This window comes from Streptomyces sp. NPDC001443, assembly GCF_053597355.1.
Genome location: NZ_JBSFIA010000008.1, coordinates 1 through 16,975 on the forward strand (window position 1 = coordinate 1; position 16,975 = coordinate 16,975).

A 16,975-nucleotide genomic window follows, 5' to 3' on the forward strand; every position below is an offset into this window, starting at 1 on the left:
CAGAGGTCGCAGGAGGTGTACGGCCCGCCGTCGTGGACGATGGTCACCGCGGCGGTCTTGCACGACGACTTCGTCAGCATGGCGGCCCGGCCCGGGCCGGGCCGCCACGGCGGGATCCGCGGTCAGTGGAAGAAGTGCCGCGTCCCGGTGAAGTACATCGTGACGCCCGCCTTCTTCGCGGCCTCCACGACCAGCTCGTCACGGACCGAACCGCCGGGCTGGACCACGGCCTTCACACCGGCCGCGGTGAGGATCTCCAGACCGTCGGGGAACGGGAAGAACGCGTCCGAGGCGGCGTACGAACCGCGCGCCCGCTCCTCGCCCGCCCGCTCCACGGCCAGCTTGGCGGAGTCGACCCGGTTGACCTGGCCCATGCCCACGCCGACCGAGGCGCCGTCCTTGGCGAGCAGGATGGCGTTGGACTTCACGGCCCGGCACGCCTTCCAGGCGAAGGCCAGCTCGGCCAGTTCGGCCGCGTCGAGCGCCTCGCCGGTGGCGAGGGTCCAGTTGGCGGGGTCGTCGCCGTCGGCCTGGAGGCGGTCGGTCACCTGGAGCAGCGCGCCGCCGTCGACCGGCTTGACCTCGACCGGGTTCGCGGGGGCGCCGGCCGCCTTCAGCACCCGGATGTTCTTCTTCTTGGCGAGGGCCTCCAGGGCCCCCTCCTCGTAGTCGGGCGCCACGATGACCTCGGTGAAGATCTCCGCGACCTGCTCGGCCATCTTCTTGGACACCGGGCGGTTGACGGCGATCACACCGCCGAACGCCGACAGCGGGTCGCAGGCGTGCGCCTTGCGGTGCGCCTCGGCGACGTCCGCGCCGGTCGCGATGCCGCACGGGTTGGCGTGCTTGATGATCGCGACGGCCGGCTCGTCGTGGTCGTACGCGGCACGGCGGGCGGCGTCCGTGTCCGTGTAGTTGTTGTACGACATCTCCTTGCCGTGCAGCTGCTCGGCCTCGGCGAGGCCGGAGCCCGAGCCGTCGACGTAGAGGGCGGCCGGCTGGTGCGGGTTCTCGCCGTAGCGCAGCGTGCTCTTGCGCTCCAGCGTGGTGCCGAGGAAGTCGGGGAACTGCGAGTCGTCGACGGGCGCGTAGGAGCTCGCGAACCAGCCCGCGACCGCGATGTCGTACGACGCCGTGTGCTGGAAGGCCTCGGCGGCGAGCCGCTTGCGGGCGGCGAGGTCGAAGCCGTCCTCCTTGACCGCGGCGAGGACGTCGCCGTAACGGGCCGGGCTGGTCACCACGGCGACCGACGGGTGGTTCTTGGCGGCGGCGCGGACCATCGACGGGCCGCCGATGTCGATCTGCTCCACGCACTCGTCGGCGGAGGCACCCGAGGCGACGGTCTCGCGGAACGGGTAGAGGTTGACGACGACGAGGTCGAACGGCTCGACGCCCAGCTCGGCCAGCTGCTCGCGGTGGCTGTCCAGCCGCAGGTCGGCGAGGATGCCGGCGTGCACCTTGGGGTGCAGGGTCTTGACCCGGCCGTCCAGGCACTCGGGGAAGCCGGTGAGCTCCTCGACCTTGGTGACGGGGACGCCGGCGGCGGCGATACGGGCGGCGGTGGACCCGGTGGAGACCAGCTCGACTCCGACCTCGTGGAGCCCGCGGGCCAGCTCTTCGAGCCCGGTCTTGTCGTAGACGCTGACGAGCGCGCGACGGATGGCCCGCTTGTTCTCGGCGGTCACTGGATAACTACCTTTCGTCCCTCAATGCGATAGCCGTTGCGGGCGAGCCGCCCCACGACATCGACGAGCAGCCTTCGCTCGACTTCCTTGATGCGCTCGTGCAGAGCGCTCTCGTCGTCCTCGTCCCGGACCTCCACCACGCCCTGCGCGATGATCGGCCCGGTGTCGACGCCGTCGTCGACGAAGTGGACGGTGCAGCCGGTGACCCTGGCGCCGTACGCGAGCGCGTCCCGCACACCATGGGCTCCGGGGAAACTGGGCAGCAGGGCGGGGTGCGTGTTGACGAACCGGCCGCCGTACCTGGCGAGGAATTCCTTCCCCACGATCTTCATGAACCCGGCCGACACCACGAGGTCGGGCTCGTGGGAGGCGACGGCCTCGGCGAGGGCCGCGTCCCACTCCTGGCGGCTGCCGTGGTCCTTGACCCTCGTCACGAAGGTCGGCAGTCCGGCGCGCTCGGCACGGGCGAGCCCCTCGATGCCGTCGCGGTCCGCGCCGACGGCCACGATCTCGGCTCCGTACGCCTCGCTGCCGACGCTCTCGATGGCGTCGAGGAGCGCCTGGAGGTTGGTGCCTGATCCGGAGACCAGCACGACCAGGCGCTTGACCACGGGCTTGGCGGCCACGGTGGGGCCCTTTCTCGGGGAAGCGTTTGTACAGTCGTACGAATGCTTCGCGCCCCCGGATACGGGGAAGTCTACGAAGCGGCCGACCGCCAGCAACGATACCGGCACACGAAGCGGCCCCCACGGGACGGGGGCGTGGCCGGAAGGTAGCGTCTGGGAGGAGCGGGCTCGGGAACGCCGTCGGTCTGCGACGCGTTCACCAGGGAGACGGCTCACGGAGACAGCTCACGCAGGACCCGCCGCGCCACCCGCCACCCGTCGTACTCACCAACGCGACATCAGTCGTACTCACCAAGGGGAAGACGCTCACTTGATGCCGGACCGCAGCCAGCGACTCCTCACGCTCGCCCCGCAGTCGCCGCAGGGCGTGGTGCGCAGCGGCGTACTGCTGCGCGAGCGCCCCAGCTCGCCGCCCGACGCGCCCTCGGGCCGCGGCGGTGGCGGTGGCGAGCAGGGCGGCGGCGACGGACCGGCCCAGGAGGACAACCCGTACGCGCCGCCGCCGGAGGGCACGCCCGACCGGCCGTGGCAGCCCCGCCGTCCGGCGGGCGGCGAGGGCGAGGGCGGGGGCTCCCCCTGGGGCGGCCACTGGAGCGACCGGCAGCCCGGCCGCTCCCAGGGCGGCTTCGGTGAGCGCCCCGGCGGCAACGGCAACGGCGGCGGGCCCGAGGGCCCGTCCGGCGGCGGGCCCTCCTCCGGGACGCGCTGGGACCCGATGGACCCCGCCCAGCGCCGTGCGCGCTATGCCCTGCTGGGCGGCATGTGGGCCTTCTTCTTCGCGCTCTTCGGCTGGTCGTACCTGAGCCTGCTGCTCGGTGCCCTGGCCGTGTACTGGGGCGTCAGCGCCCTGCGGTTCAAGCCCCGCACCCCCGACCCGAACACCCCGGCCCCGCCCACGACCGGGCGCCCGCAGACCACCGCCGCGGTGAGCGGCCTGGTCACGGCCTCGCTGGCCATCGCCCTGGTCGCGGCGGGCTTCACCGCCCAGCTCGTCTACCGCGACTACTACACCTGCACGAACGACGCCCTCACCAACGCGGCGAAGCAGTCCTGCAAGCAGCTTCTGCCGGAGGAGCTCCGGGGCGTGCTGGGCACCAACTGACAGCCGGCCGTCGCGTCCCCCGCCTTCCCGGGCGGGGGACGCGGCGTTCCCGACCGGCGGGGTGACGACCGGCCGGGGTATCCGACCGTTCCGCGTGTCCGGCGTCAGGGGTGCGGTCCGGTGGTGTCGTCCGGCGGGCCGGACGCCTTCCTCAGCGCTGCCCAGCGGGCCTCGCGCGCCGCGTCGCCGTGCCAGGGTCCGGGCAGTGGCTCGACGGCGGGGGGATCGGCGGGGAGGAGGTCGTACGGGCTCTCGTCCTCGCGGCGCCGTGCCGCGCCCCGGGTGCTCCCCGGCTTCGTCCCGGGCCCTCTCGTACGCCGGCTCCGCGACAGCCGGCCGGCCGCCGGGCGCCGTGGCTTCCAGAACCGGCGCCCGTGCGCGTCCCGGCCTTCCTCCGTCCGCCCGGACTCCGCCGCGGGCGCCCGCTCCGGTACCGGCCGGGGCACCGGTTTCGACGCGTCCCCCGGCCCCGCCGGCCGGTCGGTCCGCGTGCGCCCCGGGAGACGCGGCAGACGTCGGCGCGCACGCTCCCCCTGCTCCGCCTCCGCCCGGTCCTCCTGGTCGCCCTGGTTCCCCTGCGTCTTCGGCGGCTGACCGGGGAGCGTCCCGGGGACCGTCTCCGGTGCCTGCCCCGGCTTCGATGCCGGGTCGGACTTCCGGGCCGGCACCGGGTCGGGCGTCGCCTCCGGCGTCGGCTGCGAGGCCGAGTTCGGCGCCGTCCTCGTGATCAGCCTCCACGTCCGTCTCGGCGTCGGCTCCGGCGCCGGAGCGGGTACCGGAGCCGGAGCCGATGCCGGGTCCGGCACCGTCCCCGTCCTCGCGATCAGCTTCCACGTCCGTCTCGGCGTCGCCCCCGGCGCCGATGCCGGAGCGGGTACCGGGTCCGATGCCGGGTCCGGCACCGTCCCCGTCCTCGCGATCAGCTTCCACGTCCGCCCCGGCTTCGCCCCCGGCGCCGATGCCGGAGCAGGTACCGGGTCCGAGGGCGGATCCTGCACCGTCCCCGTCCTCGCGATCAGCTTCCACGTCCGCCCCGGCTTCGCCCCCGGCGCCGGCTCCGACGCCGGGGCGGGTGCCGCCGCCGAGGCCGGTGCGGGCTCTGCCGCCTCGGCCCGTTGTCTGCCGATCGTCGACTCGGGACCCGCAGCCGGGGCGGTGCCCCGGTTCCGCCACCACCGCGCCACCAGCGCCACCGGCGCCCCCACGCCCGCCGTCCAGACCAGCGCCGCGCACCCCACCTGCCACCACACCGGCCCGAACCGGGCGAGCGCGGCGACGCCGAGCGGGCCGCCCGCCAGCGCGGCCAGTGCCGCGAGCGCCCCCGCGCACAGCACGGCCGCCAGCCCGGCCGAGGCCGCGGTCCGCTCGCGCGACCAGCGTCGGGCCCCCGGCCTGCGCAGCGCCGCCCTGGCCGTGAACCAGCCCACCGTCACCCCGGCCGCCGCCGGCACCGCCGCGGACGCCCAGGTCAACGGCGTACCCGGCCCGGCGTCCGGCAGCGCGGCCAGCAGCGGGAACGGCGGGAGCAACGGAGCGGGTGCCGAGTGGACGGGGGCCGCGACATGGCCGACGCCCAGCACGAAGCCGGGGCCGAGGGCGTACGCGGCCGCCCACACCACCGCGTTCGGCATCAGCGCGAGACACAGCAGCAGCACCGCGAACCGCCCCGACCAGCCCTCCGTGAGCTGCCAGAAGGACGCGCGCGCCGCGTCCCCGTGCCACACCAACGACACCCCCAGCAGCAGCGCACCACCCCCGAGGTACACCGCCGTCCCGGCGGCCGCGGTCCGTACGGCGGCGCCGAGCCGCGCCCGCGCGTCCGCTCCGAGGACGAGCCGCCGCAGCACGCCCGGCAGCAGGGCCAGCATCCTGTCGACCGGGTGGCGAGGCCGCCCGTACGCCGTCCAGACGCCCGCCCCGGCCATCACCCCGGCGACCAGCGGCAGGCTCACCCCCGTCGATCTCCACGAGGGGCACAGATCGCCGCCCGCGGCATAGAGGGCGGCGGCCGCGCCGACCGCCAGGTAGCCGAGGACGACACCTGCCCACGCCGTGTGCGCCGCGACCGGTGGCGCGTCCGCGTCCACGTCCGTGTCCCCGTCGCCGTCCACCGCGTCCCGGGCCGCCCGGTACACCAGCCAGGCCGGCAGGGCGCACAGCAGCAGTGGGGTGACGCCCACGGGGGCCGGAACGCCGGAGAGGGTGTCGGTGCGGACCAGTTCGGCGCCGTGCGCCAGCAGCCACAGGGCGGCGGCGACGTGCAGGGCGCCCCCCGGTCCGCTGTCGGGATACGGCGAACTGATCCAGAGCACCATCACGAGCACGGCGAGCGCCCCGAGCCCGAGCCCCGCGGCGACGGCACCGCCCAGGAGACTGGCGCCCAGTCCCGGCGAACGGTCGCGCATCCGCATCAGCAGGGGCGACAGCAACGATCGGCGAGCGGTCATCTGGATCACGTCGCCATGCTCCCAACGACACGCGCTTTACCGTCGTAACAGGCGAACCTCCGACGTGTCACTCAATATAAATTTATGTACTTTTTCGTACGGAAGGGCATCCTGTGACACAGAGCCCTGCACCGCCGCTCCCCTCGCCGGGCGAACTCCGACGCCTTCGCGAGCGGGGCGCGCTGACGCAGGATCAGGTCGCCGCGCGGATCGGCGTCCCCCTGAAGACGGTGCGTGCGTGGGAAGCCGGCCGCACCGCTCCACGCGGCCGGAAGCGGGAGGAGTACGCCAGGCTGCTGGCCTCGTTCGCGGAGCCCGGCCACGACATGACGGCCGGTCGGGGGACGGACGGGACCGGGACGAACGCGCCGCAGGAGCGGCAGACGCCCCCGGAGGCCGAGCCGTCGCGGGCCGCGCAGACGGCCGGAACCCTGACACCGGTTCAGGCCTTCGACGCGCTGTACTCGTTCTGCGCCCCCGCCCTCGTGCGGCAGGCGTATCTGCTCACCGGCCGCCGCGCGCTCGCCCGCGAGTCGGTCGAGCGAGCCTTCCAGCACGCCTGGCAGCGCTGGCCCGAGGTGGCCCAGGACCGCGACCCGGCCGGCTGGGTGCGGGCGACGACGTACGAGTACGCGCTCTCCCCCTGGCACCGGTTCCGTCCGAGTCACCGGCGCGGCGAACCCCCGCCCGCCGACGCGGCCGACCACGCGCTGCTGGAGGTGTTCCTGCGGCTCCCGCCGTCGTACCGCCGCACCCTGCTGCTGCACGACGGGGTCGGTCTCGGTCTGGCCGAGACGGCGGCGGAGACGGAGGCGAGCAGGCGGGCGGCCGCGAAGCGGCTGCTGCACGCGCGCGAGGCCGTCGCGGCGCGACTGCCGGAGTTCGCCGACCCGTCCGGCCTGCACCGGCGGCTGACCGAACTGGCCGCCGCCGAACGTCTGCAGGCGGCCAAGCCGACGACGGTGCGGGTGAACGGGGAACGCAGGACGCGTTTTTGGACCCGGGCCGCGATCGCGTTCACGGTCGCCGTCATCGGCGCGACCTCCCTGACCCTGCGCTCCGCGCCCACGCGCTACGAGCCGCCCGTGCCCACCGGGGAGACGGTGCAGGGAGTCCCGCCGAAGGCGGCACCGGGCCCGCTGTCGTACGAGCAGCTGGCCTTGCGGGACAGACTGCGCTCGCAGACGCAGAACGGGCCGGAGCGGCTGGTGCCGGAGGTCCGGTGAGGGCGCCCGCCGCCATCGGCGCGGGGAAGGGCGATATGTCCGGTGCCCGGACGCGGGGCGGCGGGCGACACGCGGCAGGGCCCGCACCCCGGTGAGGGTGCGGGCCCTGTCGCGGCCGCGACGCGCGGGGCGTCCGCCGGCCGGTGGTCCGGAGTCCGGTCAGCCCGCGAGGATCTCGCGCGCCAGCTTCGCCGTCTCGGTCGGCGTCTTGCCGACCTTGACGCCGGCGGCCTCGAGGGCCTCCTTCTTCGCCTGCGCGGTGCCGGAGGAGCCGGAGACGATGGCGCCGGCGTGGCCCATGGTCTTGCCCTCGGGCGCGGTGAAGCCCGCGACGTAGCCGACGACCGGCTTGGTCACGTGCTCGGCGATGTAGGCCGCGGCACGCTCCTCGGCGTCGCCGCCGATCTCGCCGATCATGACGATCAGGTCGGTGTCGGGGTCGGCCTCGAACGCGGCGAGCGCGTCGATGTGCGTGGTGCCGATGACCGGGTCGCCACCGATGCCGACGGCCGACGAGAAGCCGATGTCACGGAGCTCGTACATCATCTGGTACGTCAGCGTGCCGGACTTCGACACCAGGCCGATACGGCCCGGCTTGGTGATGTCGCCCGGGATGATGCCGGCGTTCGACTGGCCGGGGGTGATGAGACCCGGGCAGTTGGGGCCGATGATGCGGGTCTTGTTGCCCTGCGACACGGCGTACGCGTAGAACGCGGCCGAGTCGTGGACGGCGATGCCCTCGGTGATGACGACCGCGAGGGGGATCTCCGCGTCGATCGCCTCGACCACGGCGGCCTTGGCGAACGCCGGCGGCACGAAGAGGACGGACACGTTCGCGCCCGTCTTCTCCATCGCCTCGGCCACCGAGCCGAAGACCGGGATCTCGGTGCCGTCGAAGTCGACGGAGGTGCCCGCCTTGCGGGGGTTCACGCCACCGACGATGTTCGTGCCGTCGGCCAGCATGAGCTTGGTGTGCTTCATGCCCGTGGCACCGGTCATGCCCTGGACGATGACCTTGGAGTCCTTGTTGAGGAAGATAGCCATGGCTGTCTGAGTCCCTCTTCCTTACTTCGCAGCCGCGAGCTCGGCGGCCTTGTCGGCCGCGCCGTCCATGGTGTCCACGCGCTGGACCAGCGGGTGGTTGGCGTCGGAGAGGATCTTGCGACCCAGCTCGGCGTTGTTGCCGTCCAGACGGACGACGAGCGGCTTGGTGACTTCCTCGCCCTTGTCCGCGAGCAGCTGGAGCGCCTGCACGATGCCGTTGGCGACCTCGTCGCAGGCGGTGATGCCGCCGAAGACGTTGACGAACACGGACTTGACGTCCGGGTCGCCCAGGATGATCTCGAGGCCGTTCGCCATCACGGCCGCGGACGCGCCGCCGCCGATGTCGAGGAAGTTGGCGGGCTTGACGCCACCGTGGTTCTCACCGGCGTACGCGACGACGTCCAGGGTGCTCATGACGAGACCCGCGCCGTTGCCGATGATGCCGACCTCGCCGTCGAGCTTGACGTAGTTGAGGTTCTTCGCCTTGGCGGCGGCCTCGAGCGGGTTGGCGGACTCCTTGTCCTGGAGGGCCTCGTGCTCCGGCTGGCGGAACTCGGCGTTCTCGTCCAGGGAGACCTTGCCGTCCAGGGCGATGACGTCGCCGGAGGCGACCTTGGCCAGCGGGTTGACCTCGACGAGGAGCGCGTCCTCGGCGATGAAGGTCTTCCACAGGGTGACCAGGACGTTCGCGACCTTGTCGGCCACCTCGGCCGGGAAGTTCGCGGCCTCGACGATCTCGCGCGCCTTCTCCGGCGTCACGCCCTCGTTGGCGTCGATCGGGGTCTTGGCGACAGCCTCCGGACGGGTGGCGGCCACCTCCTCGATCTCCATGCCGCCCTCGACGGAGGCGATGGAGAGGAAGGTGCGGTTGGCACGGTCCAGGAGGAAGGAGACGTAGTACTCCTCCAGGATCTCCGGGGCCGTCTCGGCGATCATCACCTTGTGGACCGTGTGGCCCTTGATGTCCATGCCGAGGATGTCCGTCGCGCGGGCGACGGCCTCGTCCGGGGTCGCGGCCAGCTTCACGCCGCCGGCCTTGCCGCGGCCACCGACCTTCACCTGCGCCTTGACGACGGACTTGCCACCGAGACGCTCGGTGGCTGCGCGGGCCGCCTCAGGCGTGTCGATGACTTCACCGGCCAGCACCGGTACATCGTGCTTGGCGAAGAGGTCCCTCGCCTGGTACTCGAACAGGTCCACGCGCTTCCGTCCCTATCAGTGATCTCGCGGTTCGTTGGATGCGTGGGCGTGCCGCGAGGGCAACGTGACGACCGCTGTGTCACAGGGGGTGCGCACACGGTGTCCGAGCGCGCGGCATGTCCGTCTCGCAGGTTATCGCCGGTTGCGGAGGGTCTCTAAATCGAGGGTCACACCACAGCGGTGATACCTGTCACATGATGCCGTGTATGCGGCACTCTTTGGCACGCCGTGCCGCGAAGGCGGGGCCTCACCGGGCTGGGGTTGACCCGGTGAGGCCCCTGGAACGGACCCCGGACGGGGCCAGAACGGCTGATCCTCACCCCAATGAGGATCCTTCCGTCCTCCTCCGCGGGAACCGTCCCGGACCGGCCGACGGTTTTCGGCCGTTCGAGTCCTTCGGTTCCGCGGAGTCGCTTGTCCCGCAGGGTGTGCACTCTCTGTATGCACGCTCCGTGTGCACGCTCCGTGTGCACGCTCCGTGTGCACACAGAGAGTGCACAGGACGTCCGGCGCGTGATCCCGCGCGCCCTGCAGGCCGACGGTCAGGGAAGGGCTCGTCCCGCTAGGCGGGGGACACGGGGACGTCCCGGTGCCCGTCCCCGGTCCCGGTGGCGTCCGCGGCCGCCGTGGGGCCGGACACGAACCACAGCGGAAGCCGCCGGTCCAGGGGGACGGCCTGCGCGTCGCCGTGACGCGGCGTCGCGTCGTCGAGGTCCGACCGGCCGACCCGCACGCCGTCGGGATCACCGGCGGGCGCCCGGTGTACGGGCGCCGCCCGGCCGGCGCGGGCGAGACGGTGGCGGACGACGTCGGCCACGCCGCCGTCGACCACGGACGGCGACCCGTACGAGGCGAAGGCGGCGGCTCGGGAAGGTGTGCCTTCCGGCGCGTGCGCCCGTTCCCCGCAGAGGAGCCCCAGCGCGAACAAGCCGCCCGCCAGCAGCACGCTCTGCAGCGCACGCCGCCCGGCCGCCGTGCGCACCACGCGCAGAGCGGCTCCGGACAGGACGGCCGGCCAGATCAAGACGGGAAAATCCTCGGATACGACGGAACGGGTGACAGGCGAGACGCGGCGTCGATCCTCGCACGTGCCTCCCGCCGCCGCGCAACCCCCTGTTACCGAAGAGTAGGCGCGTCCCTTCTCCGCTTCACTCCATGTCCGGCACCGGGATCGGCCGTTTCTCGATCGCCGCCGCCATCACCTCCGGGAACAGGTCGGGCGTGCAGGCGAACGCCGGTGCCCCCAGTGCGGCGAGCGCGGCCGCGTGTTCCCGGTCGTAGGCCGGGGCCCCCTCGTCCGACAGCGCGAGCAGCGTCACGAACTGCACGCCCGACGCCTTCATCGCCGCGACCCGCTTGAGCATCTCGTCGCGTATCCCGCCTTCGTAGAGGTCGCTGATCAGCACGACCACCGTCTCCGCGGGCCGGGTGATCTGCGACTGGCAGTAGGCGAGCGCCCGGTTGATGTCCGTCCCGCCGCCGAGCTGGGTCCCGAAGAGGACGTCCACGGGGTCGTCGAGCTGGTCGGTCAGGTCGACGACCGCCGTGTCGAAGACGACGAGCCGGGTGCTGATGGACCGCATGGAGGCCAGCACCGCCCCGAACACGGACGCGTAGACGACGGACGCCGCCATCGACCCCGACTGGTCGATGCAGAGGACGACCTCTTTCTTCACCGACTGGGAAGCCCGTCCGTACCCGACGAGCCGCTCCGGCACGACCGTGCCGTACTCCGGCAGGTAGTGCTTGAGGTTGGCCGCGATCGTGCGGTTCCAGTCGATGTCGTGGTGGCGCGGCCGGGCGATCCGGGCGCTGCGATCGAGGGCGCCGGTGAGGGTGGCCCGGGTGCGGGTGGCGAGCCGCCTCTCCAGGTCCTCCACGACCTTGCGCACGACGGCCCGTGCGGTCTCCCTCGTGGTCTCGGGCATCACCTTGTTGAGCGAGAGCAGGGTGCCGACGAGATGCACGTCGGCCTCCACCGCCGCCAGCATCTCCGGCTCCAGCAGCAGCGCGGACAGCCCGAGCCGGTCGATGGCGTCGCGCTGCATGACCTGGACGACGGAGGAGGGGAAGTAGGTCCGGATGTCGCCGAGCCAGCGGGCCACGGACGGCGCCGACGCCCCCAGCCCCGCCGCACGGTCCCGCCCCGACCGCGGCCGGTCCCCCGTTCCGTAGAGCGCGGTGAGCGCCCCGTCCATCGCGGAGTCCTGCCCGGACAGCGCGTGCCCGGTGCCGTCGGCCGCGTCGCCGCCGAGCACGAGCCGCCAGCGCCTCAGCCGCTCCCCCGCCCTGTCCGCCGTGTCCGCCGTGTCCGCCGTGTCCGTCACCGTTCTGTCCGTCACCGCCTGATCCGCGGCGACCGGATCCGTCGCAGCCGTCGGTCCGGCCGTCATGTGTCCACCCCCACCAGGTCGTTCGTCGGGCTGTCCGGCACGCCGTCGCCGTCGCCGTCGCCGTCGTCGGCGTCGGCGGCGGCGGCGGACGCGGGGCCGGTGTCGAGGCCGAGCAGCAGCCGCACCACCGGCAGCACGGCGTCCGCGCGCCCGGCGTCCGGCCGCGGGTCGAAGCCGGGTACGCCGGAGCCGGGCCCGCCCGCCGTCCGCCCCTCCCCGCGGGGCCCGCGCCGCACCAGTTCCCCGAGCGTTCTGCGCACCCCCGGTTCGTACGCCGAGAAGGTGCGCCGCAGCAGCGGCAGCACGTCCGTGAACGCCCGGGCGGGCACGGCGGTGAGCCATCCGTCGACCAGGCCGAGCAGCCGCTCGTCGTGCACCAGGAGCATGCCGCCCCCGCCGCCGGCGAAGCCCTCGATCCACGCGGCCGCGTCCCCGGGCGGTGTCCCCGGTGACAGCGCGAGCCCCATGAGCCGGGCCGCCTCGTCCTGGGCCAGCTCCCCGTCGTCCAGCAGCAGCCGCACGGCCCGACCGCGCACCACGCCGGGAACGGTGTCCCGCCCCGACACCACCCCGAGCACCCGGTGCCAGCGCCCCCGCAGACCCGCGCGCTCGGGTGCGAGCACGTCACCCAGCAGGGCCACCGCCCCGTGCACCTCGTCCAGCCGGCGCCGCATCTCGTCGGCCGCGTCTGCGTCGAGCCCGGTACAGGCCGGGGGCAGGCCGACGAAGATCCGCTCGGCGAGGCCCGCGGCGACCTCGGCGAGCGCCCCGGTGTCCGTGCCGCGCACATCGCCGTAGCGCAGGGAGCGGACCAGGGCCGGCAGCGCCTGGGCGAGATGGCCGACGTCCGTGTCGAGGGCCGCGCGGTCGGCGAGGACCCGCATCACCGTGGGGAGCGCCGCGGGAAGGCCGGCCAGCAGGCAGTGCTCGGCGAGCGCGGTGACGTCGGCGAGGCTCCGCGCGCCGATGGCGTCCGCCTGGGCCTTGCCGGTCGTGGCGGCGAGCACGGTGGTCCCCCACACCCCGGCCTCGGCGACCCGTACGGCCAGCTCCGGCTCCCAGCGCAGTCGCCAGGTCTCCCGGAACGTGCCCGTGCTGCCCCGCGAGGCGGCCGGCTCGCCCCAGTCGACGCCCAGCAGCCGCAGCCGGTGCAGCAGGGTGCTGCGGCCCGCGTCGGTCTCCTTGCGCAGGTCGAGTTCCAGGTCCCGCGCCGAGGCCTCCGGTCTGAGCCGCAGCCGGCGCTGCGACCGGTCGAGGTCGCGCTGCAACGGCACCGCGGGAGCGGTCCGCGGCACCTCCCCCAGGACGTCCCCCACCACCAGCCGGTCGTGCACCAGCGCCAGCGGCACGTCCGAGCCGTCGCACATCACCGCGCGCACGGCGTCCGTCATCTCGCTCAGTCCGGGCAGCGGGCGGCCGCGCATCGCCGCCAGGGTGTCCGCGAGCCGCACCGCCTCGATGACGTGCGCGGAGGAGACGGGCCGGTCCTCCTCGCGCAGCAGCCCGGCGACCCTGGTCATCCAGCGCTCGACCGGCCGGTCCGGCGCGGCGAACAGATGCCCGTACCAGCCCGGCGAGTCGACACCGGCGCCGTACCCACCGGCTCTGGAGAGTCGGCGGTGGGTCCACGGCACCCAGGTCACCTCCGTCCTGACCTTGGGCAGCCCCTTCAGCAGGGCCCGGTCGGCGGCCACCGTGGTCCGCCGCCGGAGCGCGGGCACGTGCCAGGCGCCGCACACCACGGCGACACCGTCCCCGAACTCCCGCCGCGCCGCCCGCAGCTGGAGCCGCATGTGCGCCTCCCGCACGGGATCCCGGTCGTGCCCCCCGCTGCCGTACGTCGCGCGCAGCGCCGCCATGGCCTCCTCCAGCACCGTGAACGGTGCGAGCGCGTCGCCCTCCCCCGCGCCCCGGTGCTCGACGACGTCCTCCCACCAGCGTTCGGGATCGTCGTGACCGGCGATCCGGGCGAGCACGCCGAGGGGGTCGATCCGCAGGTCGGCGCCGGGAGTGCGCCCCTCCGCCCCACCGTCCGCGTCGCCCCCACCGTCCGTGTCGTTCGTGTCCGCTCCGTCCCCGTCGGCCTCCGCCGGTCCCCAGGCCAGGGTGTGGGCGGCCGGGAGGTCGATGAAGCGGGCCGGCACTCCGTGTTCCAGGGCCCAGCGGATCGCCACCCACTCCGGGGAGAACTCCGCCAGCGGCCAGAACGCCGAACGGCCGGGCTCGTCGACGGCATGGGCCAGCAGGGCGACCGGCGGCCGCATGTCCTCGTCGGCGGCCAGCGGGATCAGGACGTCGGCCTCGGCCGGCCCCTCGACCAGGACCGCGCCCGGCCGCGTGGCGTCCAGCGCGGCCCGCACGGCGCGCGCCGACCCCGGCCCGTGGTGCCGCACCCCGAGCAGCAGCGGTTCCCGCCCGCCCCCGGTCGTCATCCCGCTCCTCCCCCTCGTGCCCCTCGTGCCCCTCGTGCCCCTCGTCCCCCTCGTCCCCCTTGTTCCTGTCCCCCTCGTCCTCGACGGCGTCGCCGTCCGTGCTGCTCTCCTCGGCGCCCCGCGGGCGGGTCCGGGAAGCGGCGCCCGGTGGCGGTCATCCGCTCACCTCCCGGCAGGCGCGGTAGAAGTCCTGCCAGCCGCCCCGCTCGCGCACGACCGCCTCCAGGTACTCCCGCCAGACCAACCGGTCGGAGGCAGGGTCGCGGACCACGGCGCCGAGGATGCCCGCGGCGACGTCGCCCGCCCGCAGCACGCCGTCGCCGAAGTGGGCGGCCAGCGCGAGCCCGTTGGTGACCACGGAGATCGCCTCCGCGGTGGACAGGGTGCCGCTGGGCGACTTCACCTTCGTACGCCCGTCGGCGGTGATCCCGTCGCGCAGTTCGCGGAAGACGGTGACCACGCGGCGGATCTCGTCGATGCCGTCGGGAGCGGCCGGCAGGTCGAGGGAGCGGCCGATCTGGTCGACGCGGCGCGCGACGATGTCGACCTCCGCGTCGACGCTCTCCGGCAGCGGCAGCACGACCGTGTTGAAACGCCGGCGCAGCGCGCTGGACAGATCGTTGACGCCGCGGTCGCGGTCGTTCGCCGTGGCGATCAGATTGAACCCGCGGACCGCCTGCACCTCCTGGCCCAGCTCCGGTATCGGCAGCGTCTTCTCCGACAGGATGGTGATGAGCGTGTCCTGCACATCGGCCGGGATGCGGGTCAGCTCCTCGACGCGCACGGTCATCCCCTCCGCCATGCCCCGCATGACGGGGCTCGGCACGAGGGCGTCGCGGCTCGGGCCGTGGGCGAGCAGTTGCGCGTAGTTCCAGCCGTAGCGGATCGCCTCCTCCGGGGTGCCCGCCGTGCCCTGCACCAGCAGGGTGGAGTCCCCGCTGACCGCCGCGGCCAGATGCTCGGAGACCCAGGTCTTCGCGGTGCCGGGCACCCCGAGCAGGAGCAGGGCGCGATCGGTGGCGAGGGTGGTGACGGCGACCTCGACGAGGCGGCGCGGGCCGACGTACTTGGGTGTGACGACCGTGCCGTCGGGCAGGGTGCCGCCGAGCAGGTAGGTCGCCACCGCCCAGGGCGACAGCCTCCAGCGGGCCGGGCGCGGACGGTCGTCCTGCGCGGCCAGGGCGGCCAGTTCGGCGGCGAAGGCGTCCTCGGCGTGCGGCCGCAACGCCTCTCCCGCACCTTGCGCGGGCGGATCGACCACCGTCGGTTCCACGGACACAGTCATGGCTGAGGTCCCCTCCAGCTCGGCCGGTTCGGATCTGGTGTCCACCGTGCACCACGCCACTGACAATCCGTTCCGACCTGCGCGAACACCGGATTTGCAGAGGGCCGGTCCCGGCCTCGGGGCCGATTGTCAGTGGGGGGACCTACCTTCGATGTCATGACTCAGCAGGGGGTGCGCTGGACGGCGGACCAGGTGCTGGCACTGGCACCTGACGCCGCCTCACGCAAGGCGGGGAGCAGGCTCGGTGAGGCCGGGCCGTGGTCCGAGGCGGGCAGTTCCGACGAGGGGGCGGTGTGGGGGCTGTGCAAGGGGAGCGGCAGCGATCCGTACCGGACGGTGGTCGATGTCGCGGACGCGTCCGGTCCGGCGTACCGGTGCAGTTGTCCGAGCCGGAAGTTCCCGTGCAAGCACGCGCTCGGACTGCTGCTGCTCTGGGCGGGCGGGGACGGTGCGGTGCCGCCCGGGCAGCCACCGGAGTGGGCCGGGCAGTGGCTGGCGGGGAGAAGGAACCGGGCGCAGGCACAACGGACGGAGGACGCCGGGGGTTCCGCGCCGGGGGGCGCCGATCCCGAGGCGGCACGGCGCAGGGCGGAGCGCCGGGCCGCCTCGGTGACGGCGGGGGCGACCGAGCTGGAGGAGCGGCTGGCGGACCTGCTGCGCGGCGGTCTGGCCGCGGCGGAGCAGACGGGGTACGGGTTGTGGGAGGAGACGGCGGCCCGCATGGTCGACGCCCAGGCGCCCGGACTGGCTTCCCGGGTGCGGGAGCTGGGGGCCGTACCGGCGTCCGGTCCCGGCTGGCCCGTACGGCTGCTGGAGGAATGCGCGCTGCTCCACCTGCTGGCCCGGGGCTGGCTGCGCCGCGAGCTGCTGCCGGCCGGCCTGGCGGCGACGGTCCGTTCCCGGGTCGGTCTGCCCGGCGCGGCGGACGGCCCGCCGCTGCGCGACCACTGGCTGGTCCTCGCCCAGTACGACACGGGGGACACCAAGCTGACGACCCGCCGGATCTGGCTGCACGGTGCCACGACCGGTCGAACGGCGCTGCTCCTCTCCTACGGAGCCGCCGGCCGGTCCCCGGAGCTCGCGCTGCCGGTGGGGCTGTCCCTGGAGGCCGAGGTGTCCGCCTACCCGGGCACCGGGCAGCCGCGGGTGGCGCTGGGCGAACAGTTCGCGTCCCCCGTGCCCACGCGGACGCGGCCGGCGGGCGTGTCGACGGCCGAGGCGACCGTCCGCTACGGCGAGGCGCTGCGGGACGATCCCTGGCTGGACTCGGTCCCGGTGACGCTGGAGCGGGTGATACCGGTCCCGGACGGCGACTCCTGGCAGCTCGCGGACGCCGAGGAGGAAACGGCCCTGCCGCTGACGCCCGCCGCCCGCTCCCGGCCCGGCCTGTGGCGGCTGGTCGCGCTCTCGGGCGGCGGCCCCGTCAAGGTCTTCGGCGAGTGCGGCCACCGGGGGTTCACCCCGCTGACGGCCTGGCCCGAGGACGCGGGCGAGGCGGTGTCCCTGTGCTGACCCGCCGGCCGCCGCGCGACCCT

General features: G+C 74.2%; 12 protein-coding genes. 3 read left to right on the forward strand and 9 right to left on the reverse strand.

Annotated elements, in window-relative coordinates:
* Nucleotides 1-122 precede the first annotated feature (122 nt).
* Nucleotides 123-1,685 (reverse strand): bifunctional phosphoribosylaminoimidazolecarboxamide formyltransferase/IMP cyclohydrolase, encoded by a 1,563-nt coding sequence (gene purH, locus ACWC24_RS11465; RefSeq protein WP_450662605.1) that lies wholly within the window; start codon nucleotides 1,683-1,685, stop codon nucleotides 123-125.
* Nucleotides 1,682-2,311 (reverse strand): phosphoribosylglycinamide formyltransferase, encoded by a 630-nt coding sequence (gene purN, locus ACWC24_RS11470; protein ID WP_450662606.1) that lies wholly within the window; start codon nucleotides 2,309-2,311, stop codon nucleotides 1,682-1,684. Before purN ends, purH begins: the two co-directional genes overlap by 4 nt.
* A 313-nt stretch (nucleotides 2,312-2,624) precedes the next feature.
* On the opposite strand from purN, the gene ACWC24_RS11475 reads away from it, so the two are divergent.
* A complete protein-coding gene (locus ACWC24_RS11475; protein WP_450662607.1) occupies nucleotides 2,625-3,413 on the forward strand; it encodes a hypothetical protein in 789 nt (262 codons plus the stop codon).
* A gap of 104 nt (nucleotides 3,414-3,517) precedes the next feature.
* Here the strand turns inward: ACWC24_RS11475 and ACWC24_RS11480 are convergent, their stop codons facing one another.
* Nucleotides 3,518-5,860 (reverse strand): cell division protein PerM, encoded by a 2,343-nt coding sequence (locus tag ACWC24_RS11480; protein ID WP_450662765.1) that lies wholly within the window; start codon nucleotides 5,858-5,860, stop codon nucleotides 3,518-3,520.
* Nucleotides 5,861-5,973: 113 nt separating this feature from the next.
* Between ACWC24_RS11480 and ACWC24_RS11485 the strand changes: the two genes are divergently transcribed.
* Nucleotides 5,974-7,086 (forward strand): sigma factor-like helix-turn-helix DNA-binding protein, encoded by a 1,113-nt coding sequence (locus ACWC24_RS11485; RefSeq protein ID WP_450662608.1) that lies wholly within the window; start codon nucleotides 5,974-5,976, stop codon nucleotides 7,084-7,086.
* Between the two features lie 159 nt (nucleotides 7,087-7,245).
* On the opposite strand, the gene sucD is transcribed toward ACWC24_RS11485, so the two are convergent.
* From sucD to ACWC24_RS11515, 6 genes are all read right to left on the reverse strand, one after another.
* On the reverse strand, nucleotides 7,246-8,130 hold the full coding sequence (sucD, locus tag ACWC24_RS11490; RefSeq protein ID WP_375980882.1) for a succinate--CoA ligase subunit alpha: 885 nt from the start codon (nucleotides 8,128-8,130) through the stop codon (nucleotides 7,246-7,248).
* Nucleotides 8,131-8,151: 21 nt separating this feature from the next.
* Nucleotides 8,152-9,330 (reverse strand): ADP-forming succinate--CoA ligase subunit beta, encoded by a 1,179-nt coding sequence (sucC, locus tag ACWC24_RS11495; protein WP_162469963.1) that lies wholly within the window; start codon nucleotides 9,328-9,330, stop codon nucleotides 8,152-8,154.
* A gap of 562 nt (nucleotides 9,331-9,892) precedes the next feature.
* Nucleotides 9,893-10,354 carry a hypothetical protein gene (locus ACWC24_RS11500; RefSeq protein WP_450662609.1) on the reverse strand — a complete coding sequence of 154 codons (462 nt, stop codon included), beginning with the start codon at nucleotides 10,352-10,354 and terminating at the stop codon, nucleotides 9,893-9,895.
* A 124-nt stretch (nucleotides 10,355-10,478) separates the two neighbouring features.
* A complete protein-coding gene (locus ACWC24_RS11505; RefSeq protein ID WP_450662610.1) occupies nucleotides 10,479-11,723 on the reverse strand; it encodes a VWA domain-containing protein in 1,245 nt (414 codons plus the stop codon).
* Nucleotides 11,720-14,155, reverse strand: a complete 2,436-nt coding sequence (locus ACWC24_RS11510; RefSeq protein ID WP_450662611.1) for a DUF5682 family protein — start codon at nucleotides 14,153-14,155, stop codon at nucleotides 11,720-11,722. Before ACWC24_RS11510 ends, ACWC24_RS11505 begins: the two co-directional genes overlap by 4 nt.
* A gap of 154 nt (nucleotides 14,156-14,309) precedes the next feature.
* Entirely contained in the window at nucleotides 14,310-15,440 is a 1,131-nt protein-coding gene (locus ACWC24_RS11515) for an ATP-binding protein (RefSeq protein ID WP_450662612.1), read from the reverse strand.
* A gap of 156 nt (nucleotides 15,441-15,596) precedes the next feature.
* Between ACWC24_RS11515 and ACWC24_RS11520 the strand changes: the two genes are divergently transcribed.
* On the forward strand, nucleotides 15,597-16,952 hold the full coding sequence (locus ACWC24_RS11520; protein WP_450662613.1) for an SWIM zinc finger family protein: 1,356 nt from the start codon (nucleotides 15,597-15,599) through the stop codon (nucleotides 16,950-16,952).
* Nucleotides 16,953-16,975 lie beyond the last annotated feature (23 nt).

Bases quoted from the DNA above. Each gene is read 5' to 3' on its own strand.
- ACWC24_RS11520 (WP_450662613.1), top strand. From the start codon at position 15,597: ATGACTCAGCAGGGGGTGCGCTGGACGGCGGACCAGGTGCTGGCACTG.
- ACWC24_RS11510 (WP_450662611.1), bottom strand. From the start codon at position 14,155: ATGACGACCGGGGGCGGGCGGGAACCGCTGCTGCTCGGGGTGCGGCAC.
- ACWC24_RS11475 (WP_450662607.1), top strand. From the start codon at position 2,625: ATGCCGGACCGCAGCCAGCGACTCCTCACGCTCGCCCCGCAGTCGCCG.
- ACWC24_RS11480 (WP_450662765.1), bottom strand. From the start codon at position 5,860: ATGACCGCTCGCCGATCGTTGCTGTCGCCCCTGCTGATGCGGATGCGC.
- ACWC24_RS11505 (WP_450662610.1), bottom strand. From the start codon at position 11,723: ATGACGGCCGGACCGACGGCTGCGACGGATCCGGTCGCCGCGGATCAG.
- ACWC24_RS11515 (WP_450662612.1), bottom strand. From the start codon at position 15,440: ATGACTGTGTCCGTGGAACCGACGGTGGTCGATCCGCCCGCGCAAGGT.
- sucD (WP_375980882.1), bottom strand. From the start codon at position 8,130: ATGGCTATCTTCCTCAACAAGGACTCCAAGGTCATCGTCCAGGGCATG.